Origin of the sequence: Marisediminitalea alba, assembly GCF_002993365.1 — a bacterium.
GTDB lineage: Bacteria > Pseudomonadota > Gammaproteobacteria > Enterobacterales > Alteromonadaceae > Alteromonas > Alteromonas alba.
In genome coordinates, this window is record NZ_PVNP01000146.1 from 23980 (window position 1) to 42233 (window position 18254).

General features: G+C 51.1%; 18 protein-coding genes. 13 read left to right on the forward strand and 5 right to left on the reverse strand.

Going from position 1 to position 18254, the window contains the following annotated elements:
• The first annotated feature begins 185 nt into the window (after positions 1-185).
• The 9 genes from C6Y40_RS13280 (at position 186) to C6Y40_RS13315 (ending at position 8760) form a co-directional block, all read left to right on the forward strand.
• Entirely contained in the window at positions 186-1118 is a 933-nt protein-coding gene (locus tag C6Y40_RS13280) for a branched-chain amino acid transaminase (RefSeq protein ID WP_105934996.1), read from the forward strand.
• 29 nt (positions 1119-1147) lie between these two features.
• On the forward strand, positions 1148-2998 hold the full coding sequence (gene ilvD / locus C6Y40_RS13285; protein WP_105934997.1) for a dihydroxy-acid dehydratase: 1851 nt from the start codon (positions 1148-1150) through the stop codon (positions 2996-2998).
• Positions 2995-4533, forward strand: a complete 1539-nt coding sequence (gene ilvA / locus C6Y40_RS13290; RefSeq protein WP_105934998.1) for a threonine ammonia-lyase, biosynthetic — start codon at positions 2995-2997, stop codon at positions 4531-4533. Before ilvD ends, ilvA begins: the two co-directional genes overlap by 4 nt.
• Before the next feature lie 133 nt (positions 4534-4666).
• Positions 4667-5041 carry a hypothetical protein gene (locus C6Y40_RS13295; protein WP_105934999.1) on the forward strand — a complete coding sequence of 125 codons (375 nt, stop codon included), beginning with the start codon at positions 4667-4669 and terminating at the stop codon, positions 5039-5041.
• A gap of 97 nt (positions 5042-5138) precedes the next feature.
• Positions 5139-5282: a hypothetical protein gene (locus C6Y40_RS24775; RefSeq protein WP_170308485.1), complete on the forward strand. Its 144-nt coding sequence runs from the start codon at positions 5139-5141 to the stop codon at positions 5280-5282.
• Positions 5283-5294: 12 nt separating this feature from the next.
• On the forward strand, positions 5295-5543 hold the full coding sequence (locus C6Y40_RS13300) for a hypothetical protein (protein ID WP_105935000.1): 249 nt from the start codon (positions 5295-5297) through the stop codon (positions 5541-5543).
• Positions 5544-5750: 207 nt separating this feature from the next.
• Complete coding sequence (gene nhaC / locus C6Y40_RS13305; protein WP_105935001.1) at positions 5751-7166, forward strand: Na+/H+ antiporter NhaC; 1416 nt, start codon at positions 5751-5753, stop codon at positions 7164-7166.
• Positions 7167-7245: 79 nt separating this feature from the next.
• Positions 7246-7707 carry an NADAR family protein gene (locus C6Y40_RS13310; RefSeq protein WP_105935002.1) on the forward strand — a complete coding sequence of 154 codons (462 nt, stop codon included), beginning with the start codon at positions 7246-7248 and terminating at the stop codon, positions 7705-7707.
• A gap of 288 nt (positions 7708-7995) precedes the next feature.
• Positions 7996-8760 (forward strand): SDR family NAD(P)-dependent oxidoreductase, encoded by a 765-nt coding sequence (locus C6Y40_RS13315; protein ID WP_105935003.1) that lies wholly within the window; start codon positions 7996-7998, stop codon positions 8758-8760.
• Positions 8761-8851: 91 nt separating this feature from the next.
• On the opposite strand, the gene C6Y40_RS25480 is transcribed toward C6Y40_RS13315, so the two are convergent.
• From C6Y40_RS25480 to C6Y40_RS13335, 4 genes are all read right to left on the reverse strand, one after another.
• Positions 8852-9457, reverse strand: a complete 606-nt coding sequence (locus C6Y40_RS25480) for a putative quinol monooxygenase (RefSeq protein WP_105935004.1) — start codon at positions 9455-9457, stop codon at positions 8852-8854.
• Between the two features lie 25 nt (positions 9458-9482).
• Positions 9483-9962 carry a WbuC family cupin fold metalloprotein gene (locus tag C6Y40_RS13325; RefSeq protein ID WP_105935005.1) on the reverse strand — a complete coding sequence of 160 codons (480 nt, stop codon included), beginning with the start codon at positions 9960-9962 and terminating at the stop codon, positions 9483-9485.
• Positions 9949-12426 (reverse strand): glycerol-3-phosphate 1-O-acyltransferase PlsB, encoded by a 2478-nt coding sequence (gene plsB / locus C6Y40_RS13330; RefSeq protein WP_105935006.1) that lies wholly within the window; start codon positions 12424-12426, stop codon positions 9949-9951. The genes C6Y40_RS13325 and plsB overlap by 14 nt, the downstream gene beginning before the upstream one ends.
• Before the next feature lie 83 nt (positions 12427-12509).
• The gene (locus tag C6Y40_RS13335; protein WP_105935007.1) at positions 12510-12935 is read right to left on the reverse strand and encodes a DUF2177 family protein; all 426 of its coding nucleotides are present in this window, start codon (positions 12933-12935) and stop codon (positions 12510-12512) included.
• 218 nt (positions 12936-13153) lie between these two features.
• On the opposite strand from C6Y40_RS13335, the gene C6Y40_RS13340 reads away from it, so the two are divergent.
• From C6Y40_RS13340 to tmpT, 4 genes are read left to right on the forward strand one after another with little or no spacing between them, the layout of a single operon-like run.
• The gene (locus C6Y40_RS13340; protein WP_105935008.1) at positions 13154-13702 is read left to right on the forward strand and encodes a hypothetical protein; all 549 of its coding nucleotides are present in this window, start codon (positions 13154-13156) and stop codon (positions 13700-13702) included.
• Positions 13695-15152, forward strand: coding sequence for a PepSY-associated TM helix domain-containing protein (locus tag C6Y40_RS13345; protein ID WP_105935009.1), 1458 nt, complete (start codon positions 13695-13697; stop codon positions 15150-15152). The genes C6Y40_RS13340 and C6Y40_RS13345 overlap by 8 nt, the downstream gene beginning before the upstream one ends.
• A 12-nt stretch (positions 15153-15164) precedes the next feature.
• Positions 15165-15497, forward strand: coding sequence for an antibiotic biosynthesis monooxygenase family protein (locus C6Y40_RS13350; RefSeq protein WP_105935010.1), 333 nt, complete (start codon positions 15165-15167; stop codon positions 15495-15497).
• Between the two features lie 56 nt (positions 15498-15553).
• Positions 15554-16195: a thiopurine S-methyltransferase gene (gene tmpT, locus C6Y40_RS13355; RefSeq protein WP_105935011.1), complete on the forward strand. Its 642-nt coding sequence runs from the start codon at positions 15554-15556 to the stop codon at positions 16193-16195.
• 80 nt (positions 16196-16275) lie between these two features.
• Here the strand turns inward: tmpT and C6Y40_RS13360 are convergent, their stop codons facing one another.
• Positions 16276-18219: a beta-propeller domain-containing protein gene (locus C6Y40_RS13360; protein ID WP_170308486.1), complete on the reverse strand. Its 1944-nt coding sequence runs from the start codon at positions 18217-18219 to the stop codon at positions 16276-16278.
• Positions 18220-18254 lie beyond the last annotated feature (35 nt).

The window sequence follows — 18254 nt, forward strand, 5'->3', positions numbered from 1 at the left end:
CCGAAGCGCTTTACGCGCACCTTAATTGCACGAGTTTACACTGTTTATCTGCGAAAAATGCCGCTGTGCATTGGGTCGCAAGCCCGCGTCATGTATCATTTGACGCGGTATTAATTATGGTGGTCAGTTAGCAACTGGCTACTCTTTAGGGTTATCTGAAACCCGCTTGTTCTTAAGGAAACGTCATGGCTAAGCAACTTGCTGATTATATCTGGTTTAACGGTAACATTATCCCCTGGAAAGAGGCTACCGTTCATGTAATGACTCACGCTATTCACTACGGTTCATCGGTCTTTGAAGGTGTGCGTGCTTACAACACACCGGATCAGGGTACCTGTGTCTTCCGTTTACAGGAACACACCCGTCGCTTGTTCGACTCAGCCAAAATCTATCGCATGAACATTCCATACACGATGGATGAATTAAATCAGGCGCTAATCGATATCATCGTTAAAAATGAGCTTAAATCCGCTTACATCCGTCCGATTGCTTTCTTTGGTGATATTGGTATGGGCATTAAAGTACCTTTGGATGCGGAAGCTGAGGTATCGATTGCGGCCTTTGAATGGGGCGCTTATTTAGGAGAAGAAGCGCTGAAAAACGGTGTTGATGCCGGTATTTCTTCATGGAACCGTCTGGCGGCTAACACTATGCCGACTGGCGCGAAAGCGGGTGGTAACTACCTGTCTTCACAGCTTATCTCAATGGAAGCCCGTCGCCACGGCTACGGTGAAGGAATTGCGCTGGACCGTAACGGTTACATCAGTGAAGGCGCTGGCGAAAACATCTTCGTGATCCGCGATGGCGTTATCAGCACTACGCCTAAAACCGCGGCAATCCTGCCGGGTATTACCCGCGACACGGTCATGACGCTGGCCAAAGAACTGGGTTATGAAATCCGCGAAGAGAACATTCCGCGCGAAGCCATGTATCTGGCCGACGAGATCCTGATGTGCGGCACCGCTGCCGAAGTAACGCCGGTAAACAGCGTTGACGGCATTACCGTTGGTAAAGGCGGTCGTGGCCCGATCACCAAAGAAATTCAAGACATGTTCTTCGGCTTGTTTAACGGTAAAACCGAAGATAAATGGAACTGGTTAACCCCGGTTTATAAATAAGATATACCCCCACGGGACGAGAGTTTTTTATGCCTAAGTTAAGATCTGCAACCACAACACAGGGACGCAACATGGCCGGAGCGCGCGCTTTATGGCGGGCCACCGGTATGAAAGACGGTGATTTTGGTAAGCCTATTATTGCCATTGCCAACTCCTTTACCCAGTTCGTGCCAGGCCACGTTCATTTAAAAGACATGGGCCAGCTGGTGGCTCGAAGTGTTGAGGCTTCAGGTGGTGTGGCAAAAGAATTCAATACTATCGCGGTAGACGACGGTATTGCTATGGGGCACAGCGGCATGCTGTACAGCCTGCCGTCCCGTGAGATTATCGCCGACTCAGTTGAGTATATGGTTAACGCGCACTGCGCCGATGCCATAGTGTGTATCTCTAACTGTGACAAGATCACCCCGGGAATGCTGATGGCGTCAATGCGTCTTAATATTCCGGTAGTGTTTGTTTCTGGCGGACCGATGGAAGCGGGTAAAACCAAGCTGTCTGATCAAATCATCAAGCTCGATTTGGTGGATGCCATGGTGGCTGCTGCAGACGATAAAGTCTCCGACGATGATACTAATGAGATTGAACGTTCAGCGTGCCCGACCTGCGGTTCCTGCTCTGGTATGTTTACCGCTAACTCCATGAACTGCTTAACCGAAGCGCTGGGTTTATCACTACCGGGTAATGGCTCTATGCTGGCTACTCACGCCGATCGTGAAGGCTTGTTTAAGCGCGCCGGTGAACTGGTGGTTGAGTTGTGTGAGCGTTGGTATAAAAACGATGATGCCTCAGCGCTACCACGTAATATTGCCAATTTTAACGCTTTTGAAAATGCCATGAGTCTGGATATCGCCATGGGCGGTTCTACCAATACTATTCTGCATTTACTGGCCGCGGCAATGGAAGGCGAAGTGCCATTTACCATGGCTGATATCGACCGCTTGTCGCGCAAAGTGCCGCATCTTTGTAAAGTGGCACCCTCTACGCCGCAATACCATATGGAAGATGTGCACCGCGCCGGTGGTGTATTAGGCATTCTCAACGAATTAAACAAAGGCGGTTTGCTGCATGGTGATTGTGCTCATGTGCTGGGTAAGCCTATCGAAGAGGTCATTGCCGAGTGGGATATCACCAATCCGGATAATGCCGATGCCACAACTTTTTATCGGGCAGGCCCGGCGGGTATTCGCACCACTAAAGCGTTTAGTCAGGACTGTCGTTGGGACGAAGCCGATGCCGACCGTGAAAAAGGCTGTATCCGTGACTTAGAGCATGCTTACAGTCAGGAAGGTGGTTTGGCCGTACTGTTTGGTAACCTGGCAGAGAACGGTTGTATTGTAAAAACCGCCGGGGTGGATGAATCCATCCTGACATTTACCGGCCGCGCGCGTATTTATGAAAGCCAGGACGAAGCCGTTGCCGCTATACTGAACGATCAGGTGGTTGCCGGAGATGCCGTCATTATCCGCTATGAAGGCCCGAAAGGCGGCCCGGGTATGCAGGAAATGCTCTATCCTACTTCCTATCTGAAGTCTAAAGGTTTAGGTAAAGATTGTGCGTTGATCACCGATGGCCGCTTCTCAGGTGGTACATCGGGCTTATCGATTGGTCACTGTTCGCCAGAAGCTGCCAGTGGCGGTGGTATTGGTTTAGTGCAGGAAGGCGATACCATTGAGATCGATATTCCCAACCGGTCGATTAATATTGCCATTACCGATGCAGAATTACAGGCCCGTCGCGCCGCGATGGAGGCCAGCGAGCGCCCATGGCGCCCGGTTAGCCGCCAGCGTGAAGTGTCGCTGTCACTGAAAACCTTTGCCATGCTGGCCACCAGCGCCGATAAAGGCGCAGTAAGAGACCCATCCAAACTGGAAGATCTATGACCGTTACCGATCACGAATACCTGAAAAAAATCCTGTTAGCGCCGGTTTATGACGTGGCGGTTAACAGCGATTTGGTATTGTTATCGCGCTTAACCGCCGAGCTGGGCAACGACGTTTTCTTAAAGCGTGAAGACCAGCAACCGGTTAAGTCGTTTAAACTGCGCGGTGCCTATAATCGCATCGCCAGCCTGTCGCCTGAGCAATTAGATGCCGGGGTTATTGCTGCCTCGGCGGGTAACCATGCTCAGGGCGTGGCTTACAGTGCCAATATGAAAGGCATTAACGCCACTATCGTGATGCCGGAAACCACGCCGGACATTAAAATTGAAGCGGTACGCCGTTTTGGCGGCCAGCACGCTAACGTTGTGCTGCACGGCACCAACTTTGATACGGCCAGTGCCCATGCCCGGGCGTTAAGCGCTGAACATGGCTACACGCTGATCCCACCTTTTGACGATCCGGATGTGATTGCCGGTCAGGGCACTATTGCCCGCGAATTGCTGGAACAAAACCCAAACCTCGACATGCTGTTTATTGCTGTGGGCGGCGGTGGTTTAGCGGCGGGTATCTCGGTATACCTTAAGCAGTTAAAACCTGAGATCAAAATTATTGCCGTAGAGTCGGAAGAATCCGCCTGTTTTAAGGCAGCTAAAGACGCCGGTGAACCAACCAGCTTGAGCTCAGTGGGCATCTTTGCTGATGGCGTGGCCGTTAAACTGATGGGCAGTGAGACCTTCCGCCTGTGTAATCAGTACGTCGATGAGATCATGACGGTCACCAACGATGAGATCTGCGGTGCCATTAAAGACATCTTCGACGATACCCGCGTGATTGCTGAACCGGCTGGTGCGATGTCGGTAGCAGCGATTCGCAAGTATGTGAAGCAAAACGACATTCAGGGCAAAAAGCTGGGTGGCATATTGTGTGGCTCAAACACCAATTTCCATACTCTGCGATATGTGTCTGAACGTTGTGAGTTAGGTGAGCAAAAAGAGGCGGTATTCGCGGTTAAGATCCCTGAGCGCCAGGGTGCCTTTAAGCAGTTTTGTGAATGTTTGGGTGGCCGCACCATCACCGAGTTTAATTACCGCTATGCGTCGCAGACCGAAGCGCATATTTTTGTTGGCATTAAACTGCGGGGCGGCAAGGCCGAATTTGAAGCCCTCACTGCTGAACTGGGTGACAAAGGCTACGATTGCTTTGATCTCTCTGATAACGAATTAGCCAAACTGCACGTGCGCCATATGGTGGGTGGTCGTCCGCCAACTATTCTTAACGAAGTGGTATTCAGCTTTGAGTTTCCTGAATACCCGGGCGCTTTGCTTAACTTCCTCAACACCCTGGGTGAACGCTGGAACATTACCTTGTTCCATTATCGTAACCACGGGGCGGCAGAAGGCCTGGTGCTGGCCGGGTTTGATATTCCGCCAGAAAGCCGCAAAGCCTTTGATGAGCACGTTACTGCGCTCAACTATACCTGTCAGGATGTCACAGATAACCCGGCTTACCGGTTCTTTTTATCAGAGCCCAAGTAATTCCGAGATAATCTTAAGTACCCGGCATCAGCCGGGTATTTTTTTGCCTGATGAAATCAGGCTGGTTGAAAATTGGCCAATTTAGACTCGCCACTCTATACTAATATCAATCAGTGTTCATAAGGAGTGTGACATGTTTAACCCTTTTTCCTTTCCGCCCTTTGCCTGGAATATGCCGTTAAGCGGTGATGTAAAAGATATTTCGCCGGTGACAAGTTGGTTTTCCCCTCAGTATGAATTCAATATCGCTGGTAATGCGGCCCTTGAGAAGCAGGTGATCACGAAAGTGGCCAGCTATGGTAAGCAACTGGGCAAACTCACCAATGCTGTACTGGAACTTGCCGATGGCGAGCCCGGAGCAGCGGTGGAATCGCTAAGAGCCATGGCTAAGGAAATCGAAGATTTAAAAAATAAAACGCTGGTTGATAGCATAGAGGCCGATCTGGCTAAACTGAAAAGTCAGGATACAGCGGCATATCAGGAATTATTGAAGCGTCTTTCCAGGTAATCACAAAAACAAATTAAACTAATCAGTTTTAATTGTTTTAAATCTTTCTGGTCGGCAGCCATACTTTGCTCTCAGAACAAATGTTGAGGAAAGTCTGATGCAGCAAATTATTAATCACCTTCTAAACCGCAAGCCCACCACCCATGCTGAGCAATCCCAACGGGACTGTAATTTTCGCGATAACTATTATGGCGATCAGCTATGCAAAAACGTGGAAACAGAACAGTCTCCTGAGGCTTAACAGGAGGCGGCGATGTTACTTTTATTACTCACTGCCACGTTATGTTGTATTCCACTGTGCTTATCGGTGGTTATGACCAGTAAAACCCGCTCGCAACTGTATCAGGATGCGGCCAGGCAGGGTGACGTTGCCATGCTCCGATACTTTCGCTACACCGGTAATGATATGGCGCTGAAGGCGCACGAAAGAAAGGCCGCATTATCGGCCGCCCAACAGCACAACCATCAACAGGTGCTGGCGTTTCTTAATCAGTCTGACTGATAGTTGTTATCCGATTTAATTGTGTTATCCCAATCCTTGCTTGCCCTTTAAGCTATGGCGGGAAGTTTCCCCCGCCATTTTTTATAGTCTCTCGACGATCTCCTTTACATGCATAATCTTATGTGGGATAAAAAGTATACAGAATAATATTCAGGCGTAGTAACTACCGTTATCGCGGCGTTATGGCAGCACAGCCACGGGATCTTCATGCACAAAACGCGATTGCCCTCACTGACCGAAATTCTCATTCTCACCCTTCTGCTGCTGGCCATTATCTTTGTGGCGGTACATCAACTTGGCCTACCCATTCAACTGGCCTTTATTGGCTGCTGGTTTGTGGTGATGGGCTTTGGGAAATACCTTGGTTATCACTATCATCATTTGCAAAAAGGGGTGATTGCAGGCGTTACTCAGGGCATGGATGCGATTATGATTTTGATCGCTGTGGGTGCACTTATCGGTAGCTGGATGGCTGGCGGAATTGTGCCCAATATTATTTATCTGGGTCTGTCGGTAATGGATCCGGCGCTGTTTCTGCCTGCTGCGTTTATTATTTGTGCCATCACCTCACTGGCAACCGGTACGTCGTTCGGTACGGCTGGCACGGCGGGGATTGCCATGATGGGCATAGGTGCTGGCTTTGATTTACCTCCGGCGCTGGTGGCCGGTGCTGCCATTTCGGGGGCTTACGTTGGCGATAAGCTTTCGCCGCTTTCTGATACCACGGTCATGACCGCCTCCATGTGTCAGGTAAACCTTATTGCGCACATTAAATCCATGCTGTATGTCAGTGTGCCTGCCTGCATCATTGCCTGTATTGCATTTTTGTTGGTCGGCCTGGGGTTTGATCATGATGGTGGTACCGGTACCGCCCAGCAGGTAATGGATGCCATTGCCGTTCATTACACTATTGGCTGGTATATGTTGTTACCGGCGCTGATTGTCATTGGTTTACTGATGATGCGCCTGCCCTCGTTTCCGGTTATCTGGCTAGGGGCATTGCTAGGTGTGCTCTGGGCAATGCTGTTTGAACAGGCCTCTTTGGTGAGCGCTTTCGACAGTCTGTATAACGGCAATTTTATTGATACCGACGTTGAGTTCCTGCAAATCCTGCTCAATCGGGGCGGTATTACGTCGATGTTGTCGGTGATCCTGCTGGTTATTCTGGCGCTGGGACTGGGCGGACTGATGGAGTCTATTGGTGTGCTTACGGCGGTATGTAATGTCCTGCAACACTGGGCCACCACTACCGGCCGCCTAGGGCTTTCCACTATGCTTAGCGGTATCTTAGGTAATGCGCTCGGCGGCGCGGCCTATGTATCGATAATGACCGCCAGCACCATAACATCCCGTAACTATGAACAGATGGGCATTGATAAACGGGTACTTTCCCGCAACGTTGAATCCGGCGGAACGGTAACTACTCCAATGATCCCCTGGACCGACGGCGGTATCTTTATGGCGACTACGCTGGGGGTAAGCACGCTGAATTACCTGCCGTTTTTGTGGTACCACTGGCTGGTACTCGGCATTGCCCTGCTATATAGCTACGCAGGCTGGTATCACTTTGCCCCCGTTGAGTATGATGCAGAGGGCACGCCGCAACCGCAGTCGGCAAGCTAGGTCATACTCATTACAAAATTACAACGGCTTCAGAACGCTATATACTGCCTGACGATTACATTTTGCCTGAGGAATTATTGTGTTCACTGCTAACCTGGTTATTGAGAAAGCGTATCAGTTTTCCCGGTTCGATAGTGCAAACCCACTTTCTACGTGTTCGGCACATCCCATTTTTCTGGATGAGCAGAACTGGCTGACCTGCGAACATTATGTTCAGGCCAAAACCTTACGCAGCGCCCGGCATGCCAGTAAAGTGGTTGCGCTGCCGAGCGGTGAGAAAGCCAATGCCTATGGTCAGGCCTGGTTTCGTGGCAAAATCGCGGACTTTAAAGTCACTGCGCCGATCCTGATGAAACGCGCTTTGTACACCAAAGTACAAATGTATGACGAAGTCCGCGAAGCACTGTTTGCAACCGAAGACAGATTGATTATTGAAACCTCACAATATGATTATTTCTGGGGCATTGGTCGCGATCAGCGCGGCCTGAATCATATTGGTAAAGCGTGGATGGACATTCGTCAGAAACTACTCGGCGATTGATCTAACCAAAGCCAGGCTAACAGCGCACTGGAAGGCTGCCGGGATTTGTAAATATGCCCGTCGGCTGTGATGGCCGCTTGTTAGCACCATTGGGCAATTCCTTCGCTATCACTACGCTAAATTCTTCACTTTCACCGGCGGGTACAATCGCTTCCTTTCAATGAGTTTCACATGTGAAACAAACCTGCGGTATTTGGCGCTTTCGCCATGGATTACTTGCTTCAATTCAGGCCTGCCAACCACACTATAGGCTCATTTGCGAACGTTAGCTGACAGGAGAACGGGTATATGACCTCCCCTGATTTTGGATTAACCAACAAGGTTGCTTTAGTAACCGGTGCCAGTCGTGGCATTGGTCAGGCGCTGGCTACAGGGTTTGCGGGTGCCGGTGCGAAAGTCATTTGTGCCAGTAGTCGTGAAGGCGGTTGTGCAGACACCGTCAGCAAAATTACCGATGCAGGTGGTGAGGCCACAGAACTGTTTGCTGATTTGTCAGACGTTACGGCCGTGCAGGCGCTGGCTGAAAAAGCCAAAGGCGTATACGGCGAGGTGAATGTGCTGGTGAACAATGGCGGCACTATTTATCGCAGTCCGGCGGTAGAGTTTCCACTGGAACAGTGGCAGCACTCGTTGCAGGTAAACCTCGATGCCACTTTTATTTTGTGTCAGCAAATCGGAAAAGACATGGTGGCACGTCAGCAGGGCAAAATTATTAATATTGCGTCTATGCTCAGCTACAGCGGTGGCATCACGGTGCCAGCGTATACCGCCAGTAAGCATGCGGTAGCGGGTTTAACCAAGGCTCTTGCCAACGAGTGTGGGCAGCACAATGTGCAGGTCAATGCTATCGCGCCGGGTTATATCCGCACCGACAACACTCAAGCATTGCAGGACGATCCTGAGCGCAGCAGTGAAATTCTCAAACGTATCCCAGCCGCGCGCTGGGGCGAAACCTCAGACTTACAGGGTGCGGCCGTCTTTTTGGCCAGCGCCGCCAGTAACTACATTAATGGGCTTGTACTCGCCGTCGATGGCGGGTTCCTGGCCCGATAGCAACGAATTGATTTAAGGACTTATATGTCTAACAAAACTGAATATGAAGTCAGGTATGCAGTAGGGCAGCGCGAGGTAAAAGGTTACGACACTACCGAGCTGCGCGACACATTTCTGGTCTACAAACTGATGACACCCGGCAAGGTATACTGGGTATACAGTCATTACGAGCGATATATGCTGGGCAGCGCAGTACCCACTGACTCGCCGTTGGTGCTGGAAACGCTGGATGCCCTGAAGGCTGAGCATTTTCTTGATCGCCGTGAGCTGGGCACATTAACATTGGCGGTGGCGTTGCCATTTTGCTAAACAGTATTGACATGGTGCGAGCATCGATGGCCTGCATATCAATCAGCCGCAACGCTTTTACCATGTGTAACGTGGCCTTTTTATACTTTAAAAAATGGCCAGTTTGAAGGTGTGACTCATAAGCCTGCTGACTGGCGTATATCTCCAGGATCCGCACGGCGGTGGGGTTTTGTTCCTGTACCATAGGAAATATAGCGATGACGCCGGGTTCAAGCCGTACCGAAGCCTCGGCTTCTTCGGTTAACAGGGCCAGGTATTCATCCAGGTGCTGCGGGTCAATGTCCAGTTCAGCGATGCGAATGATGCCAGGATAATCGGCCGCGCTGGCCTGAACCGGTGATATGGCTATCATTAGCCCGAGCAGTATTACGCTGATCCAGGATTGCATTGCCTTCTCCTTCAACTGATTAACCTCAGCTCAAGACGTTCCCCGGCCGCAGTATTTTCATACTGGCCAGAAAAGCCGCAACAGCGTCGTCGCCCTCGGCCGGCGCCCAGTCGGCAAAGTCTTTATCGTCAGTCACTTCGTAGGGGCCTTGTTTTACCTCAACAAAAGTAACCGGCTGATTACACACGGTGGCATGCCAGGTGTTAGGCGGGATTTCCACTCCCAGGCAATCACTGCCAGGGCCCAGAGCAACGCGCTCGGTGAGCACGCCGTGATCGTCAAAAAACAGCAGCTCCAGACAGCCGTCTACCACCATAAAAAACTCCCATTTATGTGGTTGGCTATGGCGATGAGGCCTGACATAAGAGTCTGGCAGCATACACACAAACAGGCGCTGTACCGGCTGCTGGTAGTCGTCATGCACATTATGGTGAGCGCGACGGCGCGGGCTGGCTTCTGCCCGGGTTCTTAGTTCACTGAGTAATTCAAGATCAAACTTTTTCATCGGTGCCTGCTTCCCTGTCGGCCTGAAGAATATCCTGTTGTAAATGCTGCACTATCTCCGGCCAGACTAACGCCATGATATCTTTACGCAGGGCCGAGGCTTCCTCGGAATACTTCAGGCTGCCGTCTTCGTCTGCATCCAGCCAGTGATTATCCCGTAAGGCGCTGATAAAGCTCGACAGCACATTTTTATCGTAAAACTCCGGCGAGTGCATGCCGTAAAGTTTGGATAAACGCTCGGCCACGGTTTTGCTTTCCCGCTCCAGGGCATTACGGCTAATCGATTTGTCGCGTTTAAGAATGGTCAGCACTACTGCGTAACGCTGCAGGGTTTCCTGCATGCAGCGACTCAGCAACCAGCTTGAATGGAATTGTTCGCTGTCGGCTTCCGGCAACGCCAGATAACGCCCTTTTTGCTGCAACATGCCGGTTTGTTTGAAAGCATCAATCAGCTGCGCGGTGTAGGCCAGCGCTTCATCCTGCGAAAGGTGCAGGAATAATTCACGCTGCAGCAGCGGGTAGAGCGCCGCAATTAGCTGCAGAATGGTGTTTTTCTCCAGTTTGCCATGGGCAAAAATGGCCGTCATAACAATGCCCGGCAGGGCGAACAGGTGAATAATATTATTCCGGTAGTAGGTTAAAAACACCGCATTATCCGGCATCGGGCTAATCAGTGTGCCGTAATTATCTTCGCTTACCTGCAACCGTTTTAACGATAAAGTGTGATCGAGCAGGGCGTCGGCATCATCTTTGGGCAAAGTGGCATTAGCGCTGTACGGGGCCAGCTCAAACAGGGCGAGATAATCGCGCATCGCCTGGGCCAGCTCCGTTTTACTCATGGTCTGGGTTTTTGACGCCAGCAGGCACAACGCGGTAAGCGCCATACCATTAATCGCAGCCGCACTATTTACCCGGGTCATTAACTCATTGGCCAGGCCATTAACCGTGGGGGTTAACCAGGCGGGTTTTTTCTCGGGGTTTAAGGTCTGACTTTGACGCCAATCAGGGGCTTTATTGTCGAGAAATTGATTAAGCGGCAGTGGCTCGCCGAAATTCACAAAGCCATGACCGTAATTCTTGAGTTTTTTAATGGCTGAAAATACCTGCCAGTTGGACTCTTTCTTTTTCGCGCCGCCCTTCAGCTCGCTCAGGTAGCTCTTCACTTCCATGACGTTTTCATAGCCAATGTACACAGGTACCAGACTGATTGGACGGTTGACGCCTTTAACCGCGGCCTGAATGGTCATGGCCAGCATGCCGGTTTTCGGTGGGATCAGGCGTCCGGTGCGGCTGCGGCCGCCTTCCGGGTAATACTTAACCGCGTAGCCTTTTTTAAACAGTAATTCCAGATACTCGCGGAATACGGCGGTGTAGAGCTTGTTACCGGCAAAGCTGCGGCGCAGGAAAAACGCCCCGCCGCGCCGGAAAATACCGCCTACCGGCCAGAAGTTAAGGTTAATACCTGCCGCGATATGCGGTGTGACCAGGCCTTCATGGTATATCACGTAGGTCAGCAACAGGTAGTCCATATGACTACGATGGCAGGGCACGTAGATGATTTCGTGGCCATTATTGGCCAGTTCACGAATACGGTTGGCGTGACCAACACTGATACCGTTATAAATTTTGTTCCAGATACGGGTTAACAGGCGATCACCAAAGCGGATCAGCCCTTCCCGATAATCTGCGGCAATTTCAGTCAGGTAGCCTGCAGCGACCTGGCGTGCCTCGTCGGCACTGAGCTTTTTAGCGCGCATCTCTTCGCCAATGGCATTGCGAACCATTTCGGAGCCGAGCACTGCATTGTTCAGCTCCTGACGTTCCAGCAGGGTTGGGCCTGTCATGGCCTGGCGTTTACGATGAAAGTGAGTGCTTGCTACACGTGAAAGCTTATGGGCCAGCTTTTCATCGGTACTGTGCTGATCGGCCATTGCCCGTGATGACACCGCCTGACTGTAACTGATAAAGGTGTCGCGACCCAAAAACAACACGATAAAGAATTTGCGTAACCAACTTGGCGCGGCTGACAGGGTGAGTAAATCCGCCAGCCCCGGTTTGCCTTTGCCTGGTGCTCTGCCCCAGGTGATAAATACCGGCACCACCTGAACGTCGAGGTCGCTGTGATCGCGGTGCAAATGAAACAAGTCGGTAAAAACCGGCTCAAAATCAGTGTTTTGATTGCGTTTGCGCAGCAGTGCTTCAGTACGACGCAGGAACAGGCTGCCCGGATAGCTTTTATTTGCCAGCGTCACCGGTTCAACGGGGTCAGGCAGACCCATCTTCTGCGCGGACATTTGCAGTGCCAGCTGATCGGTGACCGAATCGGATGGCAGCAAATAAATAATGGGGCGTGATTTATCGATGCCGAGTTCACTCTCAACATCAGAAGGAATACTGTTGGTTTTCACCAGCCACTTAACCGGTAGACGAAACACGTTAAGCAAAGCCTGACGCATCCAAGTCATGAATTGGGTGTCCTGTTTAATGAAATACCTGCGTAGTGTATCACGATTTCAGGCAGTTATAGCGTGACAGACCCTGCTTGCGGCTAATCCTTAAGTTTTATAGCCAGTGCGCCGCTGGTGCTGACTAAGGCGGTAGCGACAGTGCCCCAGGTCCAGTCTATCAGGGTGATGGGTAACGGCCAGTCGGCGACGATGGAATAATTGGTAAGGTTATAGGCACCATAAGCCGTGGCACCCACTACAGCACCATTGAGAAACGCTTTGGCCAGGTTTTGTCTGGCCGGGAGCACCGCCAGATATAAACCCGCCGCGCAATAGCCAATATAAAACACCAGCCAGGGCCAGGTGATAAAAGGGTCGCGCAACAAGCCGGAAAGACTGCCGAAATACCATTGATTTGCCACCACGCCCAGCCACACACCATCGAGCACGCCAAACACCAGCAGCATCGTGACATAAGCCAGTAACAGCTGACTAACACTGGTTTTAGAAGCGTAAGGGGATGTCATGGTGTTTCCTTAATATGGTGGAGTTCCGTTACAAATTGATATGACAGTAAGCCTGAAACAGATCGCTTTGTGCAGATTGATCTTTTTGTAAATGTAAATTATTCTTATTTGCGTTTTAGGGTCAGGCCTCTGCCTGACAAAATCAAACGGTGTAATAGCGGTTAATCAGGCACTAACGTGCTAAACGCTGCATCAGCTGAAAATAATAAGTAAGGTTTATGATTTTAGAAAGTTTTCTGGCTTTGGTTGGGTCAACCGTGGCGGCCGGTGGTATCTACCTTAGCTGGCGTAACAGTTCAGCGGTGTATGCCTGGTTGGGCTGGTTAGCCGCGGCTGGCAGTGTGTATTGTTGGTATTTGGTCCTCGGCGTGGAATATGGCCTGACCATTGGCTTGTGCTTGCCTGCGCTGACCGTGTGGGCCGCTATCGCGGTTGAAGCCAACCCCCAACGTCAATCTACAGCGCGTATTAAGCCGGCGCATCAATGGCGACTTGCCCCGCGCCAGATTGCCCTGCAAACCGGGCATATTCTGTACGTCTTACCCGGGCAGCTGTTTATCTGTGCGCTCATTATGATCGCCGTGGTGTATCAGCTGCCTGTCTCGGAGCCCAAGCAAATGGCTATTGGTGTGCTGGTGATGCCAGTGTTGTGGGGCCTGTTGGCTTACTGGTATGGGCTGTCATCGCGTAAGTGGCTGCATATTGCTATATCTTCAGGCGCAGCGGTTGTGGCTGGCTTGTGGTTATTTGGAGGTGCTCATGGCTAAACCGGTTTCTGCAGGCAGTCTGGCAAAACGCTCGCTGCAGTCTCACACCTGGCTGGGGCTCGTTGTTAGCGCGGTGATGTTCCTGATTTGTTTATCCGGCACCATTGCCGTATTGCATAAAGAGTTTGAGCGCTGGGAGCAACCTAACATCCCGGAAACAACAAGCTACACTATCGAACAGGTGGAGCGCGCCTATACCAGCTTTACAGAGCAATACAATGATGACACCCATCACTACTATTTTGTGTTCCCTGGTACCGGCATCCCGCGGCTGGTGATGGAGGATGATCACCGGGCTCACTTTGTGGATGATCAGGGCACACTTATTGAGCAGGAAAATGTTACCTGGTCGCGGATGCTGGTGGATTTGCATTTGTACCTGCACCTGCCTCATTCGTTTGGCATGATCCTGGTGAGTGCCTGTGGCGCCTTATTGTGCGCGTTGATTGTATCGGGCTTAATGGCGCATCCCCGAATTATCAAAGACGCCTTTAAGTTTCGTTATGGGGGCGACGGGCTGAAGGAAAACATCGATCTGCACAATCGCCTGAGTGTATGGGGCACGCCGTTTGATCTTATGATAGCAATCACCGGTGCCTATTTTGGCCTGGCCGGGGTGTTTGTAACCCTCATTGCCCAGGCGTTCTACGATGGTGATACCCAGGCAGTGTACGACCGCGCTTTTACGCCGGAGCCTGAGCTGGTGCAAGAGATTGCCCCGCCTGACATCGGCACCGCCATGCGCGATCTGCAGGGCCGGGTAAATACCGAAGGCAATTTGCTGTTCTTTACGGTGCACGAACCCCATACACCGCAGCAGTTTCTGGAGTTTTTTGTGAAAACCCCTGAGCGCCTGATTTACTCAGAAAACTACCGCTATGATTCGGCCGGCAACTATTTAGGTAAAGCCGGGTACTCTGATGGTGACGGCGGCATGCAAACCCTGTATTCCGTTTTCCGCATCCATTTTGGTGACTTTATCGGCATGCCCGTAAAGATACTCTACATTATACTGGGCATGATGCTGACTGTGGTGTCTGCCACCGGCATGAATATCTGGCTCAAGAAGCGCCAGACCCGCGACGCACTTAATCTGCTCTGGCCAGCATTTGTGTGGGGTACACCCGTAGCGTTGGTGGCTAGTGCGGTGAGCTATTTTGCGGTGGCACTCTCACCTACCCTGCTATTCTGGGTGGCAATGGCTGTGCTTGCCGGTGTGGCGTTACGCCTTAATGACGAAGCGCGAATTGTGCCCTTGTATAAGCAACTGCTGGCAGTAGTGATTGCTTTGTTCTGGCTGGTGTATCTGGTGCGCTTTGGCACTGCCGCATTTTCTGTGGCAGCATTACAAATTAATTTGCCGTTGCTCGCCGTTGCCGTGTGGGCTATGTGGTCTGCACGTCGCAATAAACGAAAGGTGATGCAGGTCGCAGCACTAAGCGCTGGTTAAACAGGAGAAGCCATGTTTATTGTTATGTTTGAGTTCGTTCCCAAAACCGGTAAGGAAGCAGTTTTTCTGCGCGCCTGGCCGAAAGTAACTCAGGGCATTTACCTGTTTCATGGCAGCCTTGGCTCACGCTTGCATAAGGATGAAGAAGGGCGCTGGATTGCCTATGCTCAGTGGCCCGATAAGGCTACCTGGGAACAGGCCGCAGCCAACAGCATGAGTGAAGACTACGAACAGCAACGTATGCAGATGCATGATGCGCTAAATCTTGAGGCCACCCGTATTCTGTATAAAATGGACGTTGCCTGCGATTATTTGCAGCGCCGCCCTTTTGCGCTGGATAGCTAACAGCCGTTAGCGTCTTGTGCAGTTAGCAGTTTGGTTGTGGTTAATGAGGAGTGGCCATGGAACATACGTTCTGGCATGACAAGTGGGAAAAAGGTGAGATAGGCTTTCATCAGAGCGATATCCACCCAATGCTGGCAGGCTTTGCCGATAAATTCGGCATAGGCGATGGATGCCGGGTGTTTGTCCCGCTTTGCGGTAAATCCAACGATATGACGTTTTTGCTCGAACGTGGTTGCGAAGTGGTGGGCGTTGAGCTAAGCCAACTGGCCGTAAGCCAGTATTTCGAGAGCCTTGGCGTTACACCGGTGATTGAAGAATGTGGCAAATTAATGCGATATACGGCACCGGATATCACTCTTTACTGTGGCGACTTTTTTGCGCTTACTCCTGAACAACTGGGCACCATTGATGTGGTTTACGATCGCGCCGCGTTGGTGGCCCTGCCCCAGGATATGCGTAAGCAATACAGTCAGCGCTTGTGTTCACTTACTCCCGGCGCAAAACAGCTGTTGGTGACTTTCGAGTACGATCAATCATTAATAGGCGGCCCGCCTTTTGCCATTCCCAGTGAAGAAATCCAGCAAAACTATGGTAAGTACTGCGCAATAACGCTACTGCACAGTGAAGCGCTGAAAGGCGGCTTAAAAGGTAAAGTCCCAGCCGTTGAAAATCTATGGTCGCTTACCAGTAAAGGATAACGGGTTACCGTTAAAAAAGGTCGGCAAAGTGCCAGAAATTTGCACTTTACCAACCTTGCACCAGTGAATTTTGAAAGCAATCAGTAAGGCCCGTCAACCACGGCATCTGGTTGCCATAGCGCGTGATAAACCAGGTTACCGCGAAGATAATAAATATGGCCATTGTGCAACACGCTGCGATCCTCATAGCTGCCAATGTAATAGTCGTCCTCTGTTGTCGGAGTTATCGAATCAATAAGGCTCAGCGTCCGATCTGCTTCATTGACCTCCAGCGTCTGCAAGGCATTATGGGTAAACCAGTAACCGGAGTCGTCGAACCCCCAGGTTTGTGAGGGTAGTGCAAACTGGTAGCCGGACTCCGTTTTCAGCACCGACAGTGAGCGGTGGTCGTATTCCACCGGGGTATAGGCTTGCGGCCAGACAAATTCACCCAGTACCACCGGATTGGCCGGGTCGAGTACATCAAATAAACTGACTTTCATGCCTTCCTCAATGGGGGTTTCCAGCGGGGTGCTGCCGCTTACGGGGATCGCATCATTCCTGACCTGTTGGCCTACGCCCAGTAACAGCCCGTTTTCCATGGGATGCAGGTAGCTGGAAAAGCCTGGTATCTCCAGTTCGCCGGCAACCATTGGCGCGTAAAGGTCCGTTAAGTCAATCACGTACAAGGGGTCAATCTGTTCAAAGGTAACGATAAAGGCTCTGTCTTCAAAAAAGCGCACCGCATAAATGGCTTCACCTGGCTTACCAATGGGCGCGGGTTGAGATTCGTTGGGCAGGGTGGCAATTTCTACCAGCTCACTGCCCTGTTGCTCAAGGATATGCAGCATATGCTCGGGATCCTGTGACCAGGCGCCCACTGTAGTCACAGCCAGTAATTTGCCGTCGCGCTCAGCCAGTCGGAATTGCGCTGAACTTTGCCGACCCAGAGTGCCTACCACACTGGCAGTTGCCTGATAGCGGATCTCATTGCCCAGAGCGACTTTATGCACAACCGTTTTTTCTTCGCTACTGGCATGTAAATACAGGTGATCGGCCGAGGCGAACAGGCCATGGGCTTCGGTCAGCATGCACAGCGAGGAATAATCCATAGGGTTATCCAAATTAATTTTAACCACGCTAACCATTTGCGTATGACCATTCTGTTTAGTGGCACGCTGGGGTAACAAGCAATCAGTTAACTGATAAAGATCACTGGTTTGGCCGTTAATGGTGATTTTGGGAACCAGCTCACTGCTGTCTTTTGCCTGGATTGCGTTGTACAGATCAACCAGGCTGCGGTTGCTGGTGCCGGCATGAGGCAAGTCTTCCAGATTAGGCACAAACTGCGTGGCGATAAACAAATGGTTGTCGATACGTCGAGAGTTAATCAGACCGCCATCAATACGAATGTTACTCACAGAACTGGGATTGGCAGGGTCGGCGACGCCGTAAATATCAATATATGTATCGTTCTCTGGTTGTTGCCAGGGGCTTGAGTCGACCAGAATATCGGCCATGGCGTAATACTGGAAAGAGTGACTAACCACGCCGAGGGTATCTTCATACAGGTACATGCCCGCTACGTTAAGGTTGTCCTGCAATGATATTGTCGCGGCTTCGGTTAAAGAATAATCGTTCTGGCGCGCCAGAATGTGCACTTTTTTGACTTCTCCGTGGTCCGCGGTCCACACCGGTAAATCGGCCACAAACAGATAGTCACCGTTGTATTCAATACGGTCCGCCTCATCGACACCGGCAATCTGGGTGTTGGTGGTCGAAAAGCTGGCCGGCGCCGCAGTATCATCGGCGGCTCTCTCCACCGCCGTTGCCTGCGATTTTTTCATCAGATAGATGCCATTTTTAACATAGCGTTCGGCACTGACCTGTTGCGCAGTGGTTAAGGCTGAGTCCGTCGCTGTCATGTAGCTGAGCGTCGGCGGACTCTCGTTACCGTCGTTGCTGCAGGCGGTAATTGTACAGGTTGAAAATATCGCTACAGCCAGGCACTTCCACATCAGGTCGGTTTTTTGCTTCAGGTTCATATCCATGTCCTTTTAAGCGGTGAGGTTGATTACTA